At 74.4% G+C, this 21364-nt stretch carries 22 protein-coding genes and 1 tRNA gene; 14 read left to right on the forward strand and 9 right to left on the reverse strand.

Features of this window, described 5'->3' with window-relative positions:
• The 8 genes from IF45_RS0126380 (at position 1) to paaE (ending at position 6896) form a co-directional block, all read left to right on the forward strand.
• Positions 1 to 1212 (forward strand): thiolase family protein, encoded by a 1212-nt coding sequence (locus IF45_RS0126380; protein WP_003950198.1) that lies wholly within the window; start codon positions 1 to 3, stop codon positions 1210 to 1212.
• Positions 1209 to 2003: an enoyl-CoA hydratase/isomerase family protein gene (locus tag IF45_RS0126385; protein WP_030309941.1), complete on the forward strand. Its 795-nt coding sequence runs from the start codon at positions 1209 to 1211 to the stop codon at positions 2001 to 2003. The genes IF45_RS0126380 and IF45_RS0126385 overlap by 4 nt, the downstream gene beginning before the upstream one ends.
• Positions 2000 to 2884, forward strand: a complete 885-nt coding sequence (locus tag IF45_RS0126390) for a 3-hydroxyacyl-CoA dehydrogenase family protein (RefSeq protein ID WP_030309943.1) — start codon at positions 2000 to 2002, stop codon at positions 2882 to 2884. Before IF45_RS0126385 ends, IF45_RS0126390 begins: the two co-directional genes overlap by 4 nt.
• Before the next feature lie 5 nt (positions 2885 to 2889).
• Entirely contained in the window at positions 2890 to 3870 is a 981-nt protein-coding gene (gene paaA, locus IF45_RS0126395) for a 1,2-phenylacetyl-CoA epoxidase subunit PaaA (RefSeq protein ID WP_003950195.1), read from the forward strand.
• Positions 3867 to 4184, forward strand: a complete 318-nt coding sequence (gene paaB, locus IF45_RS0126400; protein WP_003950194.1) for a 1,2-phenylacetyl-CoA epoxidase subunit PaaB — start codon at positions 3867 to 3869, stop codon at positions 4182 to 4184. Before paaA ends, paaB begins: the two co-directional genes overlap by 4 nt.
• A 61-nt stretch (positions 4185 to 4245) precedes the next feature.
• Positions 4246 to 5106, forward strand: coding sequence for a 1,2-phenylacetyl-CoA epoxidase subunit PaaC (paaC, locus tag IF45_RS0126405; protein WP_008404268.1), 861 nt, complete (start codon positions 4246 to 4248; stop codon positions 5104 to 5106).
• Positions 5103 to 5774: a 1,2-phenylacetyl-CoA epoxidase subunit PaaD gene (gene paaD, locus IF45_RS0126410; RefSeq protein ID WP_030309944.1), complete on the forward strand. Its 672-nt coding sequence runs from the start codon at positions 5103 to 5105 to the stop codon at positions 5772 to 5774. Before paaC ends, paaD begins: the two co-directional genes overlap by 4 nt.
• Positions 5775 to 6896, forward strand: a complete 1122-nt coding sequence (gene paaE / locus IF45_RS0126415) for a 1,2-phenylacetyl-CoA epoxidase subunit PaaE (RefSeq protein WP_030309945.1) — start codon at positions 5775 to 5777, stop codon at positions 6894 to 6896.
• A gap of 164 nt (positions 6897 to 7060) precedes the next feature.
• Here the strand turns inward: paaE and IF45_RS0126420 are convergent, their stop codons facing one another.
• Positions 7061 to 7471, reverse strand: coding sequence for a rodlin (locus IF45_RS0126420; protein ID WP_030309946.1), 411 nt, complete (start codon positions 7469 to 7471; stop codon positions 7061 to 7063).
• A gap of 283 nt (positions 7472 to 7754) precedes the next feature.
• On the opposite strand from IF45_RS0126420, the gene IF45_RS0126425 reads away from it, so the two are divergent.
• Positions 7755 to 8165 carry a rodlin gene (locus IF45_RS0126425; protein ID WP_008404278.1) on the forward strand — a complete coding sequence of 137 codons (411 nt, stop codon included), beginning with the start codon at positions 7755 to 7757 and terminating at the stop codon, positions 8163 to 8165.
• 219 nt (positions 8166 to 8384) lie between these two features.
• Here IF45_RS0126425 and IF45_RS0126430 read toward each other — a convergent pair whose 3' ends face one another.
• Together IF45_RS0126430 and IF45_RS0126435 are read right to left on the reverse strand one after the other, a co-directional pair.
• Positions 8385 to 8885 (reverse strand): DUF5949 family protein, encoded by a 501-nt coding sequence (locus IF45_RS0126430; RefSeq protein WP_003950188.1) that lies wholly within the window; start codon positions 8883 to 8885, stop codon positions 8385 to 8387.
• A 109-nt stretch (positions 8886 to 8994) separates the two neighbouring features.
• Positions 8995 to 10320, reverse strand: a complete 1326-nt coding sequence (locus IF45_RS0126435) for an ArsB/NhaD family transporter (RefSeq protein WP_030309948.1) — start codon at positions 10318 to 10320, stop codon at positions 8995 to 8997.
• A gap of 373 nt (positions 10321 to 10693) precedes the next feature.
• Here IF45_RS0126435 and IF45_RS0126440 point away from each other — a divergent pair, with 373 nt between their 5' ends.
• Entirely contained in the window at positions 10694 to 12340 is a 1647-nt protein-coding gene (locus IF45_RS0126440; protein ID WP_030309950.1) for a hypothetical protein, read from the forward strand.
• Here the strand turns inward: IF45_RS0126440 and IF45_RS0126445 are convergent.
• Complete coding sequence (locus IF45_RS0126445) at positions 12328 to 14415, reverse strand: hypothetical protein (RefSeq protein ID WP_030309952.1); 2088 nt, start codon at positions 14413 to 14415, stop codon at positions 12328 to 12330. The genes IF45_RS0126440 and IF45_RS0126445 overlap by 13 nt on opposite strands.
• A 53-nt stretch (positions 14416 to 14468) precedes the next feature.
• Entirely contained in the window at positions 14469 to 14993 is a 525-nt protein-coding gene (locus tag IF45_RS0126450; protein WP_030309953.1) for a YbaK/EbsC family protein, read from the reverse strand.
• Between the two features lie 232 nt (positions 14994 to 15225).
• On the opposite strand from IF45_RS0126450, the gene IF45_RS0126455 reads away from it, so the two are divergent.
• Positions 15226 to 15301: transfer RNA gene (locus IF45_RS0126455), tRNA-Arg, on the forward strand.
• Between the two features lie 65 nt (positions 15302 to 15366).
• On the opposite strand, the gene IF45_RS0126460 is transcribed toward IF45_RS0126455, so the two are convergent.
• Together IF45_RS0126460 and IF45_RS0126465 are read right to left on the reverse strand one after the other, a co-directional pair.
• Positions 15367 to 15741 carry a VOC family protein gene (locus IF45_RS0126460; protein WP_051720739.1) on the reverse strand — a complete coding sequence of 125 codons (375 nt, stop codon included), beginning with the start codon at positions 15739 to 15741 and terminating at the stop codon, positions 15367 to 15369.
• A 131-nt stretch (positions 15742 to 15872) separates the two neighbouring features.
• The gene (locus IF45_RS0126465) at positions 15873 to 16352 is read right to left on the reverse strand and encodes a cold-shock protein (protein ID WP_008404291.1); all 480 of its coding nucleotides are present in this window, start codon (positions 16350 to 16352) and stop codon (positions 15873 to 15875) included.
• Between the two features lie 264 nt (positions 16353 to 16616).
• Between IF45_RS0126465 and IF45_RS0126470 the strand changes: the two genes are divergently transcribed.
• The gene (locus IF45_RS0126470) at positions 16617 to 17453 is read left to right on the forward strand and encodes a hypothetical protein (RefSeq protein WP_174905228.1); all 837 of its coding nucleotides are present in this window, start codon (positions 16617 to 16619) and stop codon (positions 17451 to 17453) included.
• Positions 17454 to 17575: 122 nt separating this feature from the next.
• The gene (locus IF45_RS0126475) at positions 17576 to 18277 is read left to right on the forward strand and encodes a hypothetical protein (protein ID WP_242536791.1); all 702 of its coding nucleotides are present in this window, start codon (positions 17576 to 17578) and stop codon (positions 18275 to 18277) included.
• Between the two features lie 41 nt (positions 18278 to 18318).
• On the opposite strand, the gene IF45_RS0126480 is transcribed toward IF45_RS0126475, so the two are convergent.
• Complete coding sequence (locus tag IF45_RS0126480) at positions 18319 to 18615, reverse strand: helix-turn-helix domain-containing protein (RefSeq protein WP_003950145.1); 297 nt, start codon at positions 18613 to 18615, stop codon at positions 18319 to 18321.
• 107 nt (positions 18616 to 18722) lie between these two features.
• Here IF45_RS0126480 and map point away from each other — a divergent pair, with 107 nt between their 5' ends.
• Positions 18723 to 19490 (forward strand): type I methionyl aminopeptidase, encoded by a 768-nt coding sequence (gene map / locus IF45_RS0126485; RefSeq protein WP_030309959.1) that lies wholly within the window; start codon positions 18723 to 18725, stop codon positions 19488 to 19490.
• A gap of 18 nt (positions 19491 to 19508) precedes the next feature.
• Here map and IF45_RS0126490 read toward each other — a convergent pair whose 3' ends face one another.
• The gene (locus tag IF45_RS0126490; RefSeq protein ID WP_030309960.1) at positions 19509 to 21341 is read right to left on the reverse strand and encodes a DUF8823 domain-containing protein; all 1833 of its coding nucleotides are present in this window, start codon (positions 21339 to 21341) and stop codon (positions 19509 to 19511) included.
• Positions 21342 to 21364 lie beyond the last annotated feature (23 nt).

Here is a 21364-nt window from a genome sequence, read left to right on the forward strand (position 1 = left end):
GTGCCGGAGGAGGTCTACCTGATCGACGGGGCGCGCACCCCGCAGGGCAAGTACGGCGGGGCGCTCGCCCAGGTCCGCCCCGACGACCTGGCCGCGCTGGTCGTCGGCGAGGCGGTGCGGCGCGCCCGGGTGCCGGCCGACGCCGTCGACGAGGTGATCCTCGGCGCCGCCAACCAGGCGGGCGAGGACAACCGGGACGTCGCGCGGATGGCGGTGCTGCTGGCGGGGCTGCCGCACACGGTGCCCGGCTACACCGTCAACCGGCTCTGCGCCTCGGGCCTGACCGCCGTCGCCTCGGCCGCGCAGGCCGTCCGCTCCGGCGAGGCCGGGGTGGTGGTGGCGGGCGGCGTCGAGTCGATGACCCGGGCGCCGTGGGTGATGGCGAAGCCGGGCACGCCCTGGGCCAAGCCCGGCGAGGTCTTCGACACCTCGCTGGGGTGGCGGTTCACCAACCCGAGGTTCGCCGCGGCCGACCGGGCCCCGGCGCCCGGCGAGGGCCCGGTGACCCTCTCCATGGGCGAGACGGCCGAGGAGGTCGCCGCGCTCGACGGGATCACCCGCGAGCAGTCCGACGCCTTCGCGCTCCGCTCGCACCAGCGGGCGGTGGCGGCCCAGCGCGCCGGGCACTTCGACCGCGAGCTGGTCCCCGTCCCCGTCAAGGACGGCGAGGTCACGGCGGACGAGGGCCCGCGCCCCTCCACCACGCTGGAGAAGCTGGCCACGCTGCGGACCGTCTTCCGGGCCGACGGCATCGTCACCGCCGGCGCCTCCTCGCCGCTCTCGGACGGCGCCTCGGCGCTGGTCGTGGCGAGCGGCGCGGCCGTCGAGCGGTACGGGCTGACGCCCCGCGCCCGCGTCGTCACCTCCGCCTCGGCCGGGGTCGAGCCGCACCTGATGGGGCTCGGCCCGGTCCCCGCGACGCACAAGGCGCTGGAGCGGGCCGGGTGGACGGCGGCCGACGTGGAGGCCGCCGAGCTGAACGAGGCGTTCGCCGCGCAGGCCCTCGCCGTGATCGGCCGCCTGAAGCTCGACCCGGAGCGGGTCAACGCGGACGGCGGCGCCATCGCGCTCGGCCACCCGCTGGGCTCCTCGGGCTCCCGCATCCTGCTGACCCTGCTGGGCCGCCTGGAGCGCGAGGACGCCCGCCGGGGCCTGGCCACCCTCTGCGTCGGCGTCGGGCAGGGCGTCGCGATGCTGGTGGAACGCGTATGAGTACGGGGACGCGTACGGGCGCCTTCACCACCCTCGCCGTCGAGGAGCGGGACGACCGGGTCGTGGTGACCCTGGACCGGCCCGAGGCGCGGAACGCGATCAGCGCCCGCATGATCCGCGAGCTGCACACGGTCTGCGAGGCGCTGGAGGACGAGCCGCGCTTCCTGCTGCTGACCGGCGCCGGGCGGGTCTTCGCGGGCGGCGCCGACATCGCGGAGCTGCGCGAACGCGGCCGGGACCAGGCGCTCCAGGGCGTCAACAGCCGCCTCTTCGAGCGGGTCCGCCGGCTCCCGATGCCGACGGTGGCCGCCGTCGACGGCTGGGCGCTGGGCGGCGGCGCGGAGCTGGCGTACGCCTGCGACCTGCGGATCGCGGGGCCGGACGCGGTCTTCGGCAACCCGGAGCCCGGCCTCGGCATCCTCGCCGCCGCCGGGGCCTGCTGGCGGCTGCCGGAGCTGGTCGGCGAGTCGGTCGCCAAGCAGGTACTGCTGGCCGGCCGGCGGCTGGACGCCGAGGCGGCGCTCGCCTGCGGCCTCGTCGCCGACGTGGTCCCCGCCGAGGAGCTGACCGGCGCGGCCCACCGGCTGATCGACCGGATGGCCCGCCAGTCGGCGACCGCGCTCCGGCTGACCAAGCTCGTCGTGGACTCCCCCGGCGCCCACCCGGTCGCCGACGACCTCGCGCAGGCCGTCCTCTTTGAGGGCGCCGACAAGCGCGAGCGCATGACCGCCTTCCTGGAGCGCGGCTCCGCCCGCTCCACCACCCCCGCCCCCTCGGAGGCCCGCTCATGACCACCGGAACAGGACCGGCCCCCGCCCTTCCCCGCGGCGTCGCCGTGATCGGCGGCGGGCGGATGGGCGCGGGCATCGCCCAGTCCTTCGCGACGGCCGGGGCGCCGGTCACCGTGGTCGAGCAGAGCCGCGAGGCGGCCGAGGCGGTCCGCGAGCGGATCGCCGGGTCGCTGGAGCGGGCCGCCGGGCGCGGGCTGATCGACGCCGACCCGGCCGAGGTGCTGGACCGGATGGCCTTCGCCGACGCGGTGACCGGGCTGGACCCGGCGACCGAGCTGGTCGTGGAGGCCGTACCGGAGGACGCCGGGCTGAAGGCGAAGGTGCTGGCCGCCGCCGAGCAGGTGGTGGGTGAGACCACGGTGCTGGCGACCAACACCAGTTCGCTCTCGGTCACCGAGCTTGCGGCCGTGCTGGAGCGGCCCGCGCGCTTCCTCGGCCTGCACTTCTTCAACCCGGTCCCGGCCTCCGCGCTGATCGAGCTGGTCGTCGCCGAGTCCACCGGAGCGGACGTGGTGGACCGGGCGCTGGCCTGGACGGCGGCGCTCGGCAAGAAGGACGTCGTCGTCAGGGACTCGCCGGGCTTCGCCTCCAGCCGGCTCGGCGTGGCGCTCGGCCTGGAGGCCATCCGCATGGTCGAGGAGGGGGTGGCCTCCGCCGAGGCCATCGACGACGCCATGCGGCTCGGCTACAAGCACCCCATGGGCCCGCTGCGCCTGACCGACCTGGTCGGTCTCGACGTGCGCCTGGCCATCGCCGAGTACCTGCACGCCACCCTCGGCGAGCGGTTCGCGCCGCCGCGGCTGCTGCGGGACAAGGTGGCCCGGGGCGAGCTGGGGCGCTCCACCGGACAGGGATTCCACACGTGGGAGAAGCAGAGGTGAGCCAGATGACCGAGACCGAGGCGCCCGGCGCGGACGCGCTCCAGGAGTACTTCGACGCGACCATCGCCCGCGACCAGCGGGTGGAGCCGCGCGACTGGATGCCCGAGGGGTACCGCAAGACGCTGATCCGGCAGATCGCGCAGCACGCCCACTCCGAGATCATCGGGATGCAGCCGGAGGGCGACTGGATCACCCGCGCGCCCTCGCTGCGCCGCAAGTCGATCCTCTTCGCCAAGGTGCAGGACGAGGCGGGCCACGGGCTGTACCTGTACAGCGCGGCCGAGACGCTCGGCGCCGACCGCGACGACCTCACCGAGCGGCTGATCACCGGCCGCCAGAAGTACTCCTCGATCTTCAACTACCCGACGCCGACCTTCGCCGACGTCGGCGTCATCGGCTGGTTCGTGGACGGCGCCGCCATCTGCAACCAGGTCCCGCTCTGCCGCAGTTCGTACGGCCCGTACGCGCGGGCGATGGTGCGGGTCTGCAAGGAGGAGTCGTTCCACCAGCGGCAGGGTTACGAGCTGCTGATGACGATGATGTCCGGCACCGAGGGCCAGCGGGCGATGGTGCAGGACGCGGTGGACCGCTGGTGGTGGCCGTCGCTGATGATGTTCGGCCCGCCGGACGACAACTCGCCCAACTCCGAACGATCCATGGCCTGGAAGATCAAGCGGCACTCCAACGACGAACTGCGCCAGCGCTTCGTCGACATGACCGTCCCGCAGGCCGAACACCTGGGCGTCACCCTCCCCGACCCCGAGCTGAGGTGGAACGAGGAGCGCGGCCGGTACGACTTCGGCACGCCCGACTACGCCGAGCTGATGCGGGTCATCTCCGGCGACGGCCCGTGCAACGCCGAGCGCGTCACCCGCCGCCGCACCGCCCACGAGGACGGCGCCTGGGTCCGCGAGGCCGCCGCCGCCCACGCCGCCAAGCACACCGCCCGCCACACCGGGCCCGACCGGACGGAGGCCGCCGCATGAGCGAGACCCCTACCCCCGCCACCGGGAGCCCGCGCGGCTCCTGGCCGCTCTACGAGATCTTCGTCCGCGGCAAGCGCGGCCTCAACCACGTCCACGTCGGCTCGCTGCGCGCCGCCGACGACCGGATGGCCCTGCTCAACGCCCGGGACCTCTACACCCGCCGCAACGAGGGCGTCTCCATCTGGGCGGTCCGCTCCACCGACATCGCCGCCTCCGCCCCGGACGAGAAGGACCCCTTCTTCGCCCCCAGCGGCGACAAGGTCTACCGCCACCCGACGTTCTACGACATCCCCGAGGACGTCCCGCACATCTAGGCACGCCCCCACCCCACCTCACCCCGCGCAGCAGAGAACCACGGAACAAGGAGCACCCCCGATGAGTGACGAGCACCTCTCGGCGTCCCTGGCCGCCGGAGCAGAGGACGGCGAGGGCCGCTGGGCGTTCGGCACGGGCTTCGAGGACCCGCTGCACGGCGTGGACACCACCGTCCCCGACGGGGTCGACGCCGGCGCGCTGGCCGCGCTCTGCCTCGCCCTCGGCGACGACGCCCTGGTCGGCGCGCAGCGCCTGGCCCAGTGGACCACCGACGCCCCCGAGCTGGAGATCGAGCTGGCCCTCGCCAACATCGGCCTCGACCTCCTCGGCCAGGCCCGCCTGCTGTACGCCCGCACCGGGCAGGTGGACGGCACCGGGCGCGGGGAGGACGACTTCGCCTACTGGCGCGACGCGGACGCCTTCCGCAACGTCCGCCTCGCCGAACTCCCGCGCGGCGACTTCGCCTTCTCCATGGCGCGGCTGCTGGCCCTCTCGGCCTGGCGGCTCGCCCTCTTCCAGCGCCTGGCGGCCGCCCCGGACCCGGTGCTGGCCGCCATCGCCGCCAAGGGCGTCAAGGAACTGGCGTACCACCGCCAGTTCGCCGCCGACTGGATCGTGCGGCTCGGCGACGGCACCGAGGAGTCGGCCCGCCGGATGCAGGCCGGGTACGACGAGGCCGGGCCGTGGCTGGGCGAGCTGGCCGCCGACACCTCCGCCGACGCGCTCGGCGGCGACGCGGCGGGGGCCGCCGCCGAACTGCGGCAGGTGTGGGAGGAGACGGCGCGTGCGGCGGGGCTGACGGTGGGCGCGTACCCGGCGCACCCCGGCGCCGGCCGTTCCGGTGAGCGCACCGAGCACCTGGCGCCGCTCCTCGAAGAGCTCCAGTCGGTGGCCCGCGCCCACCCCGGGGCGGCGTGGTGACCCGGCCCGGCGCGGCGGTCACCGTCCCGGCCGCGCTCTTCGACGCCGGCCTCGACGCGGTCCTCGCCGAGGCGGCCCGCGACACCGGCGGCCCGGCCCTGCGCGCGGTCCCGGACGGCGGGCCGGCCGTCGCCTCGGACGCGGACGGAGACGGAGCCGGGGACGGCCTGGAACTGGCCCGTGCCGCCGCGTCCGCCGTCCGCGACCCCGAACTGCCCATGCTGACCCTGGCCGACCTCGGCGTGCTCCGCTCGGTGGCGTACGCGGCGGACGGCGCGGTCGAGGTGGCGCTGACCCCGACCTACTCGGGCTGCCCGGCCCTCGCCGAGATGCGCGCGGAGACCGTACGGGCCCTGCACGACGCGGGCTTCCCCGAGGTGCGGGTGGTCACCGTGCTGGACCCGCCGTGGTCGACGGACTGGATCAGCGAGGCCGGGCGCCGGGCCCTCGCCGCGCACCACATCGCGCCGCCCGGCCCCGCTCCGCGCCCCTCGGGCCCGGTGCCGCTCACGCTGTCGCCGACCCGCACGGCCGCGCCCGAAGTGGCGTGCCCGCTCTGCGGGTCGGGGCGGACGGAGGAGATCTCCCGGTTCTCCGCCACCTCCTGCCGGGCGCTGCGCCGCTGCCTCGCCTGCCGGGAACCCTTCGAGCACGTCAAGGAGATCTAGATGTCCGCGCCCACCTCGCCCGCCCCCGCCGCCCCGGCCCCGGCCCCCGCGCGCCGCAGGCCCCGGTTCCACGCGCTGCGGGTGGCCTCCGTGGAGCCGCTGTGCGAGGACGCCGCCGCCGTCACCTTCGAGGTGCCCGACGCCCTCGCGGAGGCCTTCGCCTTCGCCCCGGGCCAGTCCCTGACGGTCCGCCGCACCGTGGACGGCCGCGACGAGCGCCGCTCGTACTCGCTCTGCGCCCCGGTGGGCGCCGCGCCCCGCATCGGCGTGCGGGTGGTGCCGGACGGCCTCTTCTCGACCTGGCTGGTGCGCGAGGTGCGGCCCGGCGACGTGGTCGACGTGATGGAGCCGACCGGCCTGTTCACCCCGGCCCTCGGCGAGCCCGGGCACCACGTCCTGGTCGCCGCCGGCTCCGGCATCACCCCGATGCTCTCCATCGCCGCCTCGCTCCTCGCCGGCCACCCCGACGCCCGCGTGACCCTGCTCTACGGCAACCGCCGCTCGGGCACGGTGATGTTCGCCGACGAGCTGGCCGACCTGAAGGACCGGTACGCCGACCGCTTTCAGGTCGCGCACATCCTCTCCCGGGAGCCGCGCGAGGCCGAGATCCTCTCCGGCCGCCTGGACGCCGACCGCCTCGCCGCCCTGGTCCCCGCCCTGCTGGAGGTGGCCGACACCGACCACTGGTGGCTCTGCGGCCCGCACGGCATGGTCCGCGACGCGCAGGCGCTGCTGGAGCGGCTGGGGGTGCCGGGCGACCGGGTCCACCAGGAGCTGTTCTTCGCCGACGACCAGGAGGAGCCGGCCCCCGTCCGCCGCGACGAGAACGCGCTGCCCGAAGGCCCGGTCTCCGAGGTGACCCTGGTCCTGGACGGCCGCTCCTCCACCTTCCCGGCGAGCCGCGCCGAAACCGTCCTGGACGGCGCCCAGCGGGTCCGCCCCGACATGCCGTTCGCCTGCAAGGGCGGCGTCTGCGGCACCTGCCGCGCCAAGGTCACCTCCGGCGAGGCCGAGATGCGCCGCAACTTCGCCCTGGAGGAGGCCGAGGTCGAGCAGGGGTACGTCCTGACCTGCCAGACCCGGCCCGTCTCGGAGCAGGTCACGGTCGACTTCGACGTCTGAGCCGGAGCGCCCGTACACAGCACGAAGCCCCTGACACGTGGTCAGGGGCTTCGTCGCCGGTCGGCCGGTCACCGGCGGGGTCGCCCTCGGTGGCTCGGTGGGCTCGCGTCCGCTGCCGACGGGGATTGCGGCGCGGCGCCGGCCCGGGAGCCGGGCGGGGGGCGTCAGCTGTTGCCGGCGCCGTTGCCCGAGAGGATCGGGATGTTGCTCAGGAGGTGCGAGAGCGGCTCGTCACCCTTGGTCTGGGTGGAGTTCTCGACACACTGCTGCTGCTGCGGCGACGACAGGATCGGGATGTCCTGGACGGAGACCGGCACGAGGCCGACGAGCGAGCCGACGTTGGCGTCGGCGGGCAGGCCGATGCACGGCTTGTTGAACGAGCCCTGGATGAGGCCGATCTGCGGGCTCATGTCACCGGAGGTGGAGGAGTTGCCGTAGTACTGCTCCGCGCCGTTGCCGCTCAGCGAGGTGTGGCCGTTGTCGTCGCCGATGGCCATCGCCGGAGCGGCGGTGGCGGCCCCCATACCGATCGCGGAAGCGGCCACGGCCGCGGAGACCATCATCTTCTTCAGCATCTGCTTTTCCTCTTCGTCCGATGTGCACGGGTCGTGCTCCCCGCGCTCTCTGGACAACTCGCCACTCCGTCATTGGTGACGGCCGTTCACTCGAACGGAAGGGGCCGCGCACACCTTCTCCCCTTTTCCCGAATTCGGCCGCCGACTCCGATAATCACAGCATTCCACGCCCCCTCCCCCACCATTGGAGTGACACCGCCCGAACAGGCATAACCTCCCCGATGGCGACGAGTTGTTCAGAGCGCCTCATCCCCGGGGCACTCCATCGGAAAGAGGAATCACTGTGATCAAGAAGGTCATGGCTACCGCTGCCGTCGCCGTCTCCATCCTGGGTGCGGGCGCCGCCGCGGCCGCTCCGGCGATGGCCATCGGCGACGACGGCGGCCACACGTCGCTGAGCGGCAACGGTGCCGAGCAGACCTACGGCAACACCTCGATCGCCGGCGACCAGAGCCCCCAGCTCGGCCTGGTTCAGGGCTCCCTGAACAAGCCCTGCGTCGGCGTGCCGATCGACGCCAACGTCGGCTCGCTGGTCGGCCTCGTGCCGGTCACGGTCCAGGACCTGGACATCCTGTCGTCGCCGCAGCAGCAGCAGTGTGTCGAGAACTCCACCCAGACCAAGGGTGACGAGCCGCTCTCGCACATCCTGAGCAACATCCCGGTCCTCTCGGGCAACGGCGCCGGCAACAGCTGAGCCGTCCCCCGCTCGCCGGGACGCGACACCGGAGCAGACCCCGCCGCACGGCGGGGTCTGCTCTGCTTTTCCCACCCCGTTACGCGTGATTCCCCGCCCCCCCCTTTTCGCCGCGCCCCCGGCGAAATATGAGAACGGGAACGAGAACGGGACCGGGAACGAGAAATCGGCGCACCGGGAATTCCGGTGCGCCGACGAAAAGGTGCCGGGGGCGCGCGCTCAGCGCAGCGTGCTGACCGGTACCAGGCAGTGGGCCGAGGCCATGATCACGTCCTCGTCGCCGATGAACCCCTTCAGGGCCTCCTCCTCCACCGGCACCCCCGGCGCCGCCTGGGGCCAGGGCTTGGTGGTGAACATGAAGTACACCTGCCCCCGGGCGTGCGCGGCGTCGGTCCACTCCGGCGGCACCACGCAGTTGGCGTTGAGGTGCTGCACCGTCAGGGTCGCGCTGTTCCCGGTGACGAGGACCGACACGGGGACGCTGGAGGACGAGCCGTCGACGAGCCCGCCGCCGACCGGCAGTGCCGAGCGCTCCAGCAGGGCTGCCACGGCCACCTCGCCCGCCTCGGGGCCGGCCGCCCCGTCGCCGAGGGAGTAGGCCAGCAGGAAGGGCATGTCCTGACCGTCGTTGACGTTCTCACCGGCCCAGGCGATCACCGTGATGGTGCCGAGGTGGCTCGGGTCGAGCGGGGTTCCGGTGGCTGAGGTAGCAGAGGTCATAGCCCCGGACCCTAGGGGCGCCCGGACCTGCCGGACACCCCGCGTCACCCGAACGGCCCAGCGCCGGGCCGCCCTTGTAGCCCGTACGGGGACACCGGCGGGCGGAGCGTCACGCGGGCCAGCCGAGCACGAAGTACCTCAGCCAGACGTAGAACGCGGCCACGGCGATCGACAGGGCGGTCACCACGAGGCCGTACTTGCTGAACTTCCAGAAGGAGATGTGGTGTCCGTGGCGGGCGGCGATGCCGACCACCACGACGTTGGCGGAGGAGGCGATGATCGTGGCGTTGCCGGCGAGGTCGGCGCCGAGGGCGAAGGCCCACCACAGCACCCCGGCCTCGCCGGTGCCGCCGGAGGCGGCGACGATCTCCTCGACGATCGGGCTGACCGAGGCGACGAAGGGGATGTTGTCGATGACGGCGGAGGGCACCACCGAGCCGACCAGCAACACCATCGAGGTACTGAGCAGCTCGCCCCCGGCGGCGTCGGCGGCGGCCTTGCCGATGTCGGCGATGATCCCGGTCTGCACCATCGCGCCGACCATGACGAACAGGCCCGCGAAGAAGGCCAGCGTCTCCCACTCGACGTCCTTGACGACCTCGCCGGTGTCGAGCTTGGCGACGATCTGGAGCCGGGAGAGGCCCAGCAGCAGCAGACCGCCGGTGATGGCGACCACGGAGGGCTCCAGGTGGAGCCAGGTGTGCAGGACGAAGCAGGCCATCACGATCGTGATCACCACCCCGCAGACCCACAGCAGCCGCGGGTTGCGGATCATCTCCTTCTCGTCCAGCTCCAGCGCGGCCCGCGCCCGTTCGGGGTCGTAGCGGAAGGCGGAGCGGAACAGGAAGCGGCTCAGGACGCAGAGCAGGGCGATCAGCACCACCACGATCGGCGTCATGTGGAACAGGAAGTCGTTGAACGACAGGCCGGCGCGGGCGCCGATGATGATGTTCGGCGGGTCGCCGATGAGGGTGGCGGCGCCGCCGATGTTGCAGGCCATCACCTCGGCGATGAGGAAGGGGATGACGGGGACGCCGAGCCGCTCGCAGATGAGGATGGTCACGGGCGCCATCAGCAGCACCGTGGTCACGTTGTCGAACCAGGGCGAGAGCACGGCCGTCGCCAGGATCAGCAGCACCATCAGCCGGTACGGCTTGCCCTTGGCGCGTTTGACGGCCCACACGGCGACGTACTCGAACATGCCGGTGCGTTTCAGCACGGCCACGATCAGCATCATGCCGAGCAGCAGGACAAGGACGTTCCAGTCGATGCCCTCGTGCTCCGAGAAGAAGGCGTGTTCAGGGCGGGTCGCCCCGATCAGCAGCATGATGACGGCGCCGCCCAGCGCCACCGTCACCCGGTGCACCTTCTCGGTTGCTATGAGTACGTAAGCACCGACGAACACCGCCACGGCCAGCCAGCTCGTGACCCCCACAACAGCACCCCCACCTGTTCTCCCGCTCCCCCCACCCCGACCAGAACGGAACAGGAACTGCCCAGCACGCCCGACGGAGGCGGAACGGGACATGCCCATGTCGGTGCCCCCCACACTCGCCCGCACCCCACGACCCGCACCATGGGTGCCAGCACCCATATCCCGGCCTCCGTCACCCCCAAACCCGGAGGCGGGGATACGGGGTGGGCCCCATGGATACCGAGCGCCGGTCCGGAGGGCGCACGCGCGGGCTGAGAGACGCACCGGCGCACGACACCTGGATACGATCGGGACCATGCCGCAGCCGGCCTCCCCCGACCCGTACGACGCCACCAGGCGCGCCCCCCGCTCTCCTGTCACCCGGAGGCGGGCGGTGGCGGGCGGGCAGCGGGGCGTGCTGGTCGCGATCCGCTCGGCGGTGGCGCTCCACCGGCTGCTGGACGTGCTGCCGGTCTTCGACGGCGACGACCGCGTCCGGGTCCGCTTCACGCTGGTCCCCGGCTCCCGCTTCGACGTCGACGCGCTGACCGCGCTGGACCGGACCGGGGCCCGCACGATGCCCTGGCAGGAGGCCATCTCCACCCGGCACGACCTGGTCCTCAGCGCCAGCCCCAAGGGCGACCTGCACCTGCTGCCCGGGCCCCGGGCGCTCCTGCCGCACGGCGCCGGGTTCGGCAAGGCACTCGGCGACGAGGGCTCGGCGGACGTGCCCTCGGGGCTGGACCCCGTCCACCTGCTGGCCGACGGCGAGCCCTGGGCCGACCTGCACGCCCTGGCCCACGAGGAGCAGGCGCTGCGGCTGGCCCGGTACTGTCCCGAGGCCCGCCCCGCCGTCGTCGTCGGCGACCCCACCGCCGACCGCCTGCTGCGCTCCCTGCCCGCCCGCGAGCAGTACCGCGCGGCCGTCGGCACCGGCCCGCGCCACCTGGTCGTCCTCTCCTCGACCTGGGGCCCCGAGTCACTGGTCGCCCGCCGCCCCGGGCTCGCCGCCGAGCTGCTCGCCCTCCTGCCCCACGACGCCTACCAGGTCGCGCTGGTCCTGCACCCCAACGCCCACAGCCGGACCGGCGGTTTCGACCTCGCCCGCTGGATGGCCCCGGCGCTGCGCGCGGGCCTGGTCCTGGCCCGCCCGCACGAGGAGTGGGCGGCCCTGCTGGTCGCCGCCGACGCGGTGGTCACCGACCACGGCTCGACCGGCCTGTACGCCGCCGCGCTGGGCCGCCCGGTCGTCGGCGCCTACGACGGCGGCCGCGAACTGGTCCCGCACAGCCCCATGGCCCGCCTGCTCGCCGAGACCCCCCACCTGGCGGCCGCCCGCGACCTGCCCGCCGCCCTGGAGGCGGCCCGCGCCACCGACCCGCGCGGCCCCGCCGCCCACGCCTTCGCCCACCAGGGCGAGGCGCTGACCCTGCTCCGCGGCCACCTCTACCGCCTGCTCGGCCTCCGCCCGCCCGCCACCCCGGTCGTCGACGCCCCCGCCTTCCCGGCGCCCACCACCACTCCCCGGCAGCCGGCCGCCCTCGCCGTACGCGCCGAGGTCTGCGGGGACCGCGTCACCGTGCACCGCTTCCCGCCGGACACTCCCGAGCGCGTCCATCACCTGGCCGCCGAACACCCCACGGCCGGGCCCGGCCCGCTCCAGAGCGCGGCGGTGCTGTGGCACCACGCGCGCACCCGGCCCCTGACCGGCCATCACGCGGCGTGGACGGCGTCCGGCTGGACGGCTTCGGCGCTGGACGAGATGCCCGGCTGCCGGACCGCCGCCGCGATCCTCACCCGGGACCGTCTCCTGCTCCGCCCGCGAGGCCGCGCCCCGCTCACCGTGACCATCGAGCCCGACCGGGAACAGGGCCGTTCCCGGCACGCCGACCCGACCGCCGTGGTCAGCGCCGTCCACGCCTGGCTGGCGGCCGGTCCGCCGCCCGGGGCGCGGGGGACCCTGCTCTGCGACACCGGTCCCGTGGCGGTCCGCGTCCATCTGGCGCCCGCCGAGGACCGGGACCTCGACTACGAGGTGTGAGGCGTGGGCAGCCCGCCCCGCAGCGCCACGATGCGGTCCGCCTCCGCCCGGTGCTCCTCGGCCCGCCCGGCCTCGCCCAGCGCGTCGGCCAGTTCGGCCAGCTCCCGCAGCGCGCGCACCTCGTCGGTGGCCGAACCACGCCGGCGGGCACTCTCCAGAGCCGCCGCCACCAGCGCGTCCGCCTCCTCGGGCCGGCCCACGGCCCGCAGGGCGCGCCCCAGCTCGAAGCCGGTGCGCGCGGCCATCCGCTCCCGCCCCTGCTCGACGGCGGCCGCGTGCGCCCGCTCCAGCAGCCCGACCGCCTCCTGGCTCTCCCCGCGCCGCAACGCCACCTTGCCCTCCTGGTGAGTCAGGAGCAGCACCCCGTAGGCGTTGCCGATCCGCGCGTGGATCTCCCGGGAGGCGGTGAAGTCGGTGACGGCGCCCGCCAGATCGCCCGTCTCCGCCTTCAGCAGCCCCTGGAACTCCAGGGCCGAGGCCCGCAGCCGGTCCTCCTCGAAGCTGGTGCCGAGGGCCTGCGCGGCGTGCACCGCCCGGTCGAGCTGGCGCGCCGCCTCCTCGTGCCGCCCCGCCTCCCACAGCGGCCGGGCCAGCTGGCACCGCATCCGCACCATCGCCGGCAGGAACTCCGTACGGTCGGCGGCCTCCACCCCGGTGCGGAAGGCGGCCAGGACCTCGCCCGGGTGCGGGTGGTCCAGGTAGTGCGTCCACAGCGGTTCGCACAGCCCCCACGCGTCCTCGTACCGCCCCGCGTCGAAGGCCAGCCGCACGCAGCCGAACAGCGCCGCCCGGTTCCGCTCCAGCCACCGCAGGGCGTGTGCCTTGTCCTCGAAGAGGAGGTCGGCGGGGCCGTCCCCGGCGGGGTCCGGCTGCGGGGCGAAGGTCATCCGGGGCCCGGCGGCGGTACGGTCCGCACGCGCCGCCTGCCGCCGGTACCAGCGGACCAGCGCGGCGAGCGCCCGGTCGCGCTCGGCGCCCGCCGGGTCGGCCTGGCCGAGCCGCCGCTCGGCGTGGCCGCGCAGCAGGTCGTGCATCCGCCAGCCGTCGACTCCCTCGTCCAGCAGCCCGGCGCGCTGCAACTCCTCCAGCAGGTCGGCCGCCTCGTCGTAGCCGCTGCCCAGCAGGGCCGCGGCCGGCTCCTCGCCGATCACGGGGGCCGGGAGCAGGGGCAGCAGGCGGTACAGCCGGGCGGCCTCGTCGTCCAGCCCCTCGTAGGCGGCGTCCCACACGGCCTCGACCATGGGCAGGCCCTTCTCGCGCAGCTCGGCGGTGAGTTCCCCGACCAGCCGCGACAGGGGCCGCCGCCGGTACTTGCGCACCCAGCGCCCGGCCACCAGCAGGGCGGCGGGCAGGCCGGCGCAGCCCTCGACGAGGTCGGCCAGGGCCTCCGGTTCGGCCGCCAGCCGGGGATCGTCCACCAGGTGGCGCAGCAGCTCCACCGCGTCCGGCGCCGGCAGCGGGCCGAGAGGCACCTCCACCGCCGCCACGTCCAGGTCGTAGAGGGTGCCCTGGCTGGTGACGAGGGCCAGGCTGCGGTCGGAGGCGGGCAGCAGGGGCGTGACCTCGCTGCCGAAGCGGGCGTTGTCGATGACCACGAGGAGCTGCTTGTCGCGGGTGAGGGTCCACAGCTGCTTGACGCGGGCGGCGAACGCACGCTCCCGCCAGTCCTTCTCCACCTTGAGCCCGGCCAGCATCTCGCCGACCGCCTCGGCCAGCTCGACGGCGCCCTCGCGGCGGTGGTCGTCGAGGTCGACGTGGAGGACGCCGTCCGGGTAGCGGTCGGCGAGGTGGCGGGCGACGTGGAAGCCGAGCGCGGTCTTGCCGACCCCGCCGATCCCGGTCAGCAGCGCCACCAGCGGCCCGGCCTGCGGCACGTGGTCCTCCACGGCCCGCCGGATCCGTTCCTGCTCCGCCACCCGGTTCGCGAACCGGTGCCCGGCGGGCGGAAGTTGGAACGGCACGGCCGCCTCCGCCTCCGGCCCGCCGCCGATGTGCTGGTGCAACTGCTCGATCCGGCCGCTCTGGACGACGACGTGAGCCCGCCCGTCCAGGTGGTTCCGCGTCTCGTCCGCCATGAACCCACAGTATTGCCTCGCCCACGGTCGGCCAGCAAGAAGCGCCAGGCCGGTCAGCCGGGCTGCCGGGGCGCGGCCTCCGCGGGCGGCTGGGCCGGTGCCGACGGCGCGGCGATGGAGGCCACCACCGGCGCCACGATCCGTACGTAGTCCGCCGTGGCCATGACCACCGACCGGTCCAGCCGCCCCGCGTTGAACGCGATCTCCTCGTGCCCGGCGAGGAACTCCTCGTCCACGACGACCGGCACCTCCGCCAGGAGCGGCAGCGGCGGAATGGCCCCGACCACACACCCGGTGAGCCGCTCGGCCAGCTCCGCCGGCGCGAACCCGCCCTTCCTGCCGCCCACCGCCGCCACGATCCTCTTCAGCTCCGCACGCCGGTCCCCCGCCAGCACAGCGAGCACCCCCGGCGCCTCGATCCCCTTCACCCGGCACACCAACGCCTTGGCCCCCTGCGACACACTCGTCCCCCGCACCGCCGCCACCTCCAGAGACCGCCCCTCGGCAGCATGCTCGACCACGCGGTACGCGGCCTCCTCACGGTCGAGAAGCGCGGTGATCTGCTCGAACGGGGTCAACTGGGGGCTCCTGGGGCATAGCGGTGTGTCACTGGTCGCCCGGCACGGTACGCCATACGGGCGGCCCTTACCCCGAAGTACCCCCATCCGCCGCCGTGTTGCACCTCCACGACCTGACCAGCACGACCGCCCCCACCCAGCTCACCAGTAACGAGGCGACCCCCGCAGCCTCGATCCGCTACGCTGTCAGCGGTCGGCGACGACCAGGGCGCACCCCTCACGGACGCGCCCCGCCTCCGTAGCTCAGGGGATAGAGCACCGCTCTCCTAAAGCGGGTGTCGCAGGTTCGAATCCTGCCGGGGGCACCAGGCGGAAGGCCCCGGACCGGTCTTGGTTCGGGGCCTTCGGTGTTTCTGCGTGGGCTCGTCGAGACCTACCCCCGCCCCTCGATCAGCGTCACCCTGTTCCCCTCCGGGTCGTGGAGGGCGGCGAAGCGGACCGTTCCGCCGGCGCCCTCCTGGGGGGTGTCTGCCTCCAGGCCCCGCTCGGCCAGTTCCGCCAGTGCGCTGTCCAGGTCCGGGACGCCGATGTTGATCAGGGTCGACCCGGCGTGTTCCGGTGAGTGGAAGAGCTGGAGCCAGGTGTCCGGGGTGAGCTGCCATTCCGCGAGGGAGGGCATGGGGTGGGTGTCGGCGGGGCGGCCGAGGAGGTGGGTGTACCAGGTGGTGGCGCGGGGGAGGTCGGTGACCGGGGCCACGGCGAGGAGGGTGGTGACGGGCAGCGGGGGGCCGGCGGCGGGGGTGCTCATGGGGGTGATGGGTACCGGAGGGCGACGCCCGGCAAACCCCCTGGGGGTCCCAGGAAACCTTCGAGGCTCCGAAAGCGACCGGCCCCGTCCCGCCCACCGGGCGGAACGGGGCCGGGGAGTCTCGGCGCTGCCTACGAAGCCACCCACCCGTGTACCCGGGCCAGTTCCGTCACCCGGGTGCGGATGCGCTTGATCTGGTCGGCGGTGAGGGTGTCGTCGGTGTCGAGGAGGAGGTCGGTGAGTTCGGTGCGGAGTTCGGCGACGGTGAGGGTGTCGGCCTCGTCCTGGTCGTCGTACTCGTCGAGTTCGGTCTCGGGCTCGTCGACGCCGGGGTTGGTGATGCGCGGGGCGTCGGGGCCGCCGGAGGAGAAGCCGACGGCGGGGGTGGAGCGGCGCGGGGAGGAGCGGTAGACGAGGCGGATCTGGGAGGCCTTGGGGCCCTTCTCGCCCATCTCCTCGAAGAACTCGACCTCGCGGCCGCTCTGGTACAGGTACTTCTCGTCGACAAGGTCGTTGGCGTGCATGAAGACGTCCTCGCCGCCTTCGTTGGGCACGATGAACCCGTAGCCGCGCACCTCGTCGAAGCGCAGGATCTTCCCGGTCTTCAGCACAACACCACACCTCCGCTGTATCTCGCACGCTGCCGGTGAACCGTTTCCGGCGTGCTGTGCGTGGCCGTCCCCTGGGCGCGGCCGTACCCGTCCGCGCCGCGTCCGCCTCCGGCGGCGCGGCGTCACTCGGCCGGATGATACGCGTCCCGGTGCGGCCGGGGGGAGCCGCCGGGGTTCCCGTGACACGGCCAGGACCGGCCGGGAGCGGGGGACGGTACAGTCGCGGGCGGCCTTCGGCCGAGGTACCGGGACCGGAACGGGGTGGTGTGGGTGAGCAAGAAGCAGGTCCGCGAGATGTTCGAGCTGATGGGGCACGGGCAGCCGGTCGTGTTGACGAGCCCGATGGCGTCGGTGAAGAAGCTGGCCAAACTGGCCTGCACGGCGCAGCTGTTCGGCTACGAGTACATCGACGTGCGGCAGGGCGGCGGGCGTAACACCGCGCTCCACATGTATCTCGCCCCCGACCCGAGCCCGGCGGCCCGGCAGCGTGCGGCGGCCAACTGGCAGCAGTACCCGCAGGCGGCCAACGACGGTCCGCTGCCGCCCTATCCCTCGGACATGTTCGAGCTGCTCAAGGCCCGCATCAACTTCGACCTGACCGGCCGGCTGACGGAGACCAACCGGCTCGTGATGGCGGGGCTCGGGCTGACGCTCGCCTCCGGCGTCCTCGCCCTGCGGGACCTGCCGACGGGCTTCGTGGTGGGCTTCTGGGTGGTGGCGATGGTGGCGCTCGGCATCAGCGTCGTGGTGCAGCGGCAGCGGAACGCCAAGTTCGCGGCGTACCTGGAGGGTTACGGCTTCCAGCGGGTCACCGACCAGGAGGGCCGCGCCCGCTATCTGCCGCCGGGGGCGCAGACCGGCTGGGGCGCGCCGGTGCAGCAGCCCGGCCCGTACGCCCAGCCGCAGCAGCCCCAGCCCGCGCAGTACGGCTACCCGCAGCAGGGACAACCCCAACAGCCCGCGGCGCCCTACGGATACCCGCAGCAGCCCCCGCAGCCGCAGCCGGGCCCGTACGGCTACCCGCAGCAGGGACAGCCGCAGCCCCCGCAGCCCGGTCAGTGGCAGCAGCCCGGCCCCTACGGGCAGCCGCCGAAGCAGTAGGCCGAAGCGGCAGGCCGAAGCAGCAGGCGGAGCCTTTCGGCGTCCTGCGGCCCCTTTTGGGGCTCTTTCGGCATGAGCCGGAACCCCTGGCCCGCCCACGTCCCGCCTGCCAGCATCGGTGCATGAGCAAGCACTTGGGCCCAGGAGCCGGCCCCTCCCACGTCGACCCGTCCCTGATACGACCCCGGCGGGGGGTGCTCGCGGGGGTGTGGGTGGCCGCGGGGCTGCTGCTGCTCGGCGCGGTCGCCGGGTTCGTGCTGACGCTCGTGTCGGCCGTCGACGCGATCGACCGCGACCAGGCGTTCCGCAGCGGCGGCAGTGCCCGGGTGGAGGTGACGGCCGGCGGCGAGCCGGCGGTGTACGGACAGGCGCCGGTGCCGGAGGGGGCCGAGTGCACGCTGGACGGGCCCGGCGAGGCGAAGTTCAGCGCCTACGGGGCCAGGTACACCGTGAAGCTCAACCGGACGACCTGGGTGCGGCTCCTCCGGATCGAGGCCGACACCCCGGGCACCTACACCCTGCGCTGCACCGACCCGGCGGGCTCGGCCACCTTCGCGCCGGGTGACGGCGCGGGGCTGGGTGCCCTCGCCAACACGCTGCTGCTCCGTTCCGCGCTGCCCGGCCTCGCGGGACTCGCGGTGGCCGGTGTCGCCATCGCCCTCATCGTCAAGCGCTCCCGCCACCGCAACCGCCTGGCCGCCGAGGCGCTGGGCCGCTCGGGCCCGCCCCCGCACGGCAACGGCCCTTCCTACGGTCCTGGTGGCCCCGCCGGTCCCCAGCACGACCCGTGGCAGTCGCCGCCCGGGGCGCCGCGCAAGGAGTGAAGCCGCGCAACGAGTGACGGAGTGGGCGCCGTCCGGCCCGGTCAGGCCGACCGGGCGACCCCGGCCCCGTCCCCTTCCGCCACGTCGTCCCCCGCCGCCAGCGCCGCCGCCCGGGCCAGTTCGTCCAGGGAGAGGCCGAGCGTGGTGGCGAGGGCGGCGACCGTGAAGAAGGCGGGGGTCGGGGCGCGGCCCGTCTCGATCTTGCGGAGGGTCTCGGCGGAGACGCCGGCGGCGGCCGCGACGTCGACCATGCTGCGGTCGCCGCGGGCCCGGCGGATGAGGGCACCGAAGTGTTCGCCGCGGGAGCGTTCCCAGGGGGTCAGAGCTGTTCGCACCATGACCGTGATACTAATACCGGTATAGAAATTGGATGCGCCGGGGAGGCGGCATGCCGTCCTCCGGCGCGCCCGCATGCCCGGAGACCGGAGTGAGGCGGGGCCAGGGCATGGTGGAGATCAAGACCGACGGCGAGCTGGACGCGATGCGGGAGGCGGGCCGGGTCGTGGCCCAGGCGCTGGCCGCCGTCCAGGAGGCGGCGGCCCCCGGCGTCTCGCTGCGCGAGCTGGACGAGGTGGCCCGGGGCGTGCTGGCCGGGGCCGGGGCGACCTCGCCGTTCCTCGGGTACCAGCCGGGGTTCGCGCCGATCCCCTTCCCTGCGGTGATCTGCGCCTCGGTCAACGACGCGGTGCAGCACGGCATCCCGACGGACCACCGGCTCCGGGACGGCGATCTGCTGAGCGTCGACTGCGGGGCCCGGCTGGACGGCTGGACCGGGGACGCCGCCACCACCTTCCCGGTCGGCACGCCCCGCCCCGAGGACGCCCGCCTGGTCGCCGACACCCGGGCCGCCCTGGAGGCGGGCATCGCGGCGGCCACCGTGGGCCACCGGATCGGCGACATCTCGCACGCGGTCGGCTCGGCCGCACGGCGCGGCGGGTACGGGGTCCCCGAGGACTTCGGCGGGCACGGCATCGGCCGCCGGATGCACGAGGACCCGCACATCCCCAACCGGGGCCGGCCGGGACGCGGCTTCGCGCTCCGGCCCGGTCTCGCCCTCGCCATCGAGCCGATGTTCCTCGCCGGCGGCTCGGACGCCTGCTGGACCGGCGAGGACGGCTGGACCATGTACACCGCCGACGGCAGCCGTGCCGCCCACATCGAGCACACCATCGCCGTGACGGAGGAGGGCCCGCGCCTCCTCACCGTCCTGTAGGGCCTCCCGCCGCCGGGGTCAGCGCAGCTCCTCGGGGCAGGCCGTCCCGCGCGGGATCTCGTACGGGGCCGCGATGCGGTACGTGCCGGCCTTCGGGGCGACCAGTTCGGTCCAGGTGGCGCCGGTGGCGTCGGGCTCGGTGGGGGCGAGGCAGCCGTGGCGGTTGGCGTACTCCTTGGGCCGGTCGGGGTCGGCCTCGGTGCGGGCCCGGGAGGCGGCGGTCTCCTCGGGGGCCCGCAGGGTGGAGCCCTCGGCGTCGACCAGGCCGAGCCACGGCGAGTACGGGAGGCGGACCAGGACGCGGCCGGGGCGCAGCACGTCGAGGGTGATGGCGCCCTGTTCGGCGCGGCGGACCAGGGCGGGCGGGTCGGCGATGGGGGTGGGGTTCTCGACGGCGTAGAGGCGCCAGTTGGCGTCGCTCCAGATCAGGTCGAGGTAGGGCATGCCGCGTTCGATGAGGGCGCGTTCGCGTTCGCCGCCGTCGCCGTCCAGGTTGCCGTGGGGCAGCACCACGTGGTGGACGGCCCAGCGGTCGAGCCAGGCGCGGTAGGTGGCGGCGTTGAGGGAGCCGTCGTAGAAGAGGGGGTTCCGGTCGACGTCGGCCTGGCGGTTCCAGCCGCGGGCGAGGTTGACGTAGGGGGCGAGGGCGGAGGCCTCGCGGTGGCTGCGGGAGGGGACGACCTCGACGCGGCCCTGGTCGGCGCCGGCCTGGTCGAGGTGGCTGACGAGGGGGGCCAGTTCGCGATTCCAGGAGGCGATGGGGGTGGTGTTGACGACGTCGTCGACGGACTTGACGCCGATCCACCCGGTGAAGAGGACGAGGGAGGCGACGAGGGCGTACCACTTGCGGCTGGCGCGGACGGTGAAGGGGAGGGCCGCCGCCAGTACGACGCCCGCGAAGAGCATCGGGAGGCGGGTGACGTTGGAGCCGATCTGCGAGTGGACCGCCCAGACCAGCAGCACGGCGAGGGCGTAGACGCCGCTGGTGAGGCGGACCGTCACCCAGTGCCGGGGCACCAGGACGCAGACCAGCACGCCGAAGACGAAGGGGAGCGCCGCCGAGCCCAGCGACATCGGCTGGGTGCCGGAGAAGGGGAAGAGCCAGGTGGAGACGGCGACGACGGCGACCGGGGCGAGCCCGAGGGCGTAGGCGGCGGGGCGGCGGCGGCTGACGAAGAGGGCGGCGGCGACGAAGCCGACGAAGAGCCCGGCCACCGGTGACCCGGCGGTGGCGAGCCCGGCGAGGACGGCGGCGACGGCGCCCTTGGTCCAGCGGCGGTGCCGCCAGCGGTGCGGCCAGCAGAAGAAGGCGGCGACGGCGGCCAGCCCGAACATCATGCCGAGGCCGAAGGTGACCCGGCCGGAGACGGCGTTGCAGAGCAGCCCGTACACACCCGCGAACGCGGGAAGCAGGGCGCGCCGCAGGGCCCCCGGCCCGCTCCCGGGCCTCGGCACCGCGCCGCTGCGGATCAGCAGCAGCGTGAGCAGCGCCGCCGAGACGGTGCCGACCAGCATCATCGTGGTGCGTACGCCCAGCACGTGCATGAGGTAGGGCGAGACGACGCTGTACGAGACGGGGTGCATCCCGCCGTACCAGGCGAGGTTGTACGCCGAACCGGGGTTGCGCCCGACGAACTCGGCCCACGCGTCCTGCGCCGCGAGATCGCCCCCGCTGTTCGCGAAGGTGAAGAACCACAGGACGTGGAGGGCGGCGGCCAGGGCGGTGGTGAGGGTGACCGGGTGGCGGAGCAGGCGGCGGGCGCGGGACTCGGCGGCGGGCGGCGCGGGCGGTATGGCCTCGGGCGGCGCGGGCGCGGGCGGCTCGGCGTGCCCGGTCTCGGCGGTGGTCACTGGCGGCTCTCCCCGTTCGTCCC

Source organism: Streptomyces albidoflavus (assembly GCF_000719955.1).
Taxonomy (GTDB): Bacteria; Actinomycetota; Actinomycetes; order Streptomycetales; family Streptomycetaceae; genus Streptomyces; species Streptomyces albidoflavus.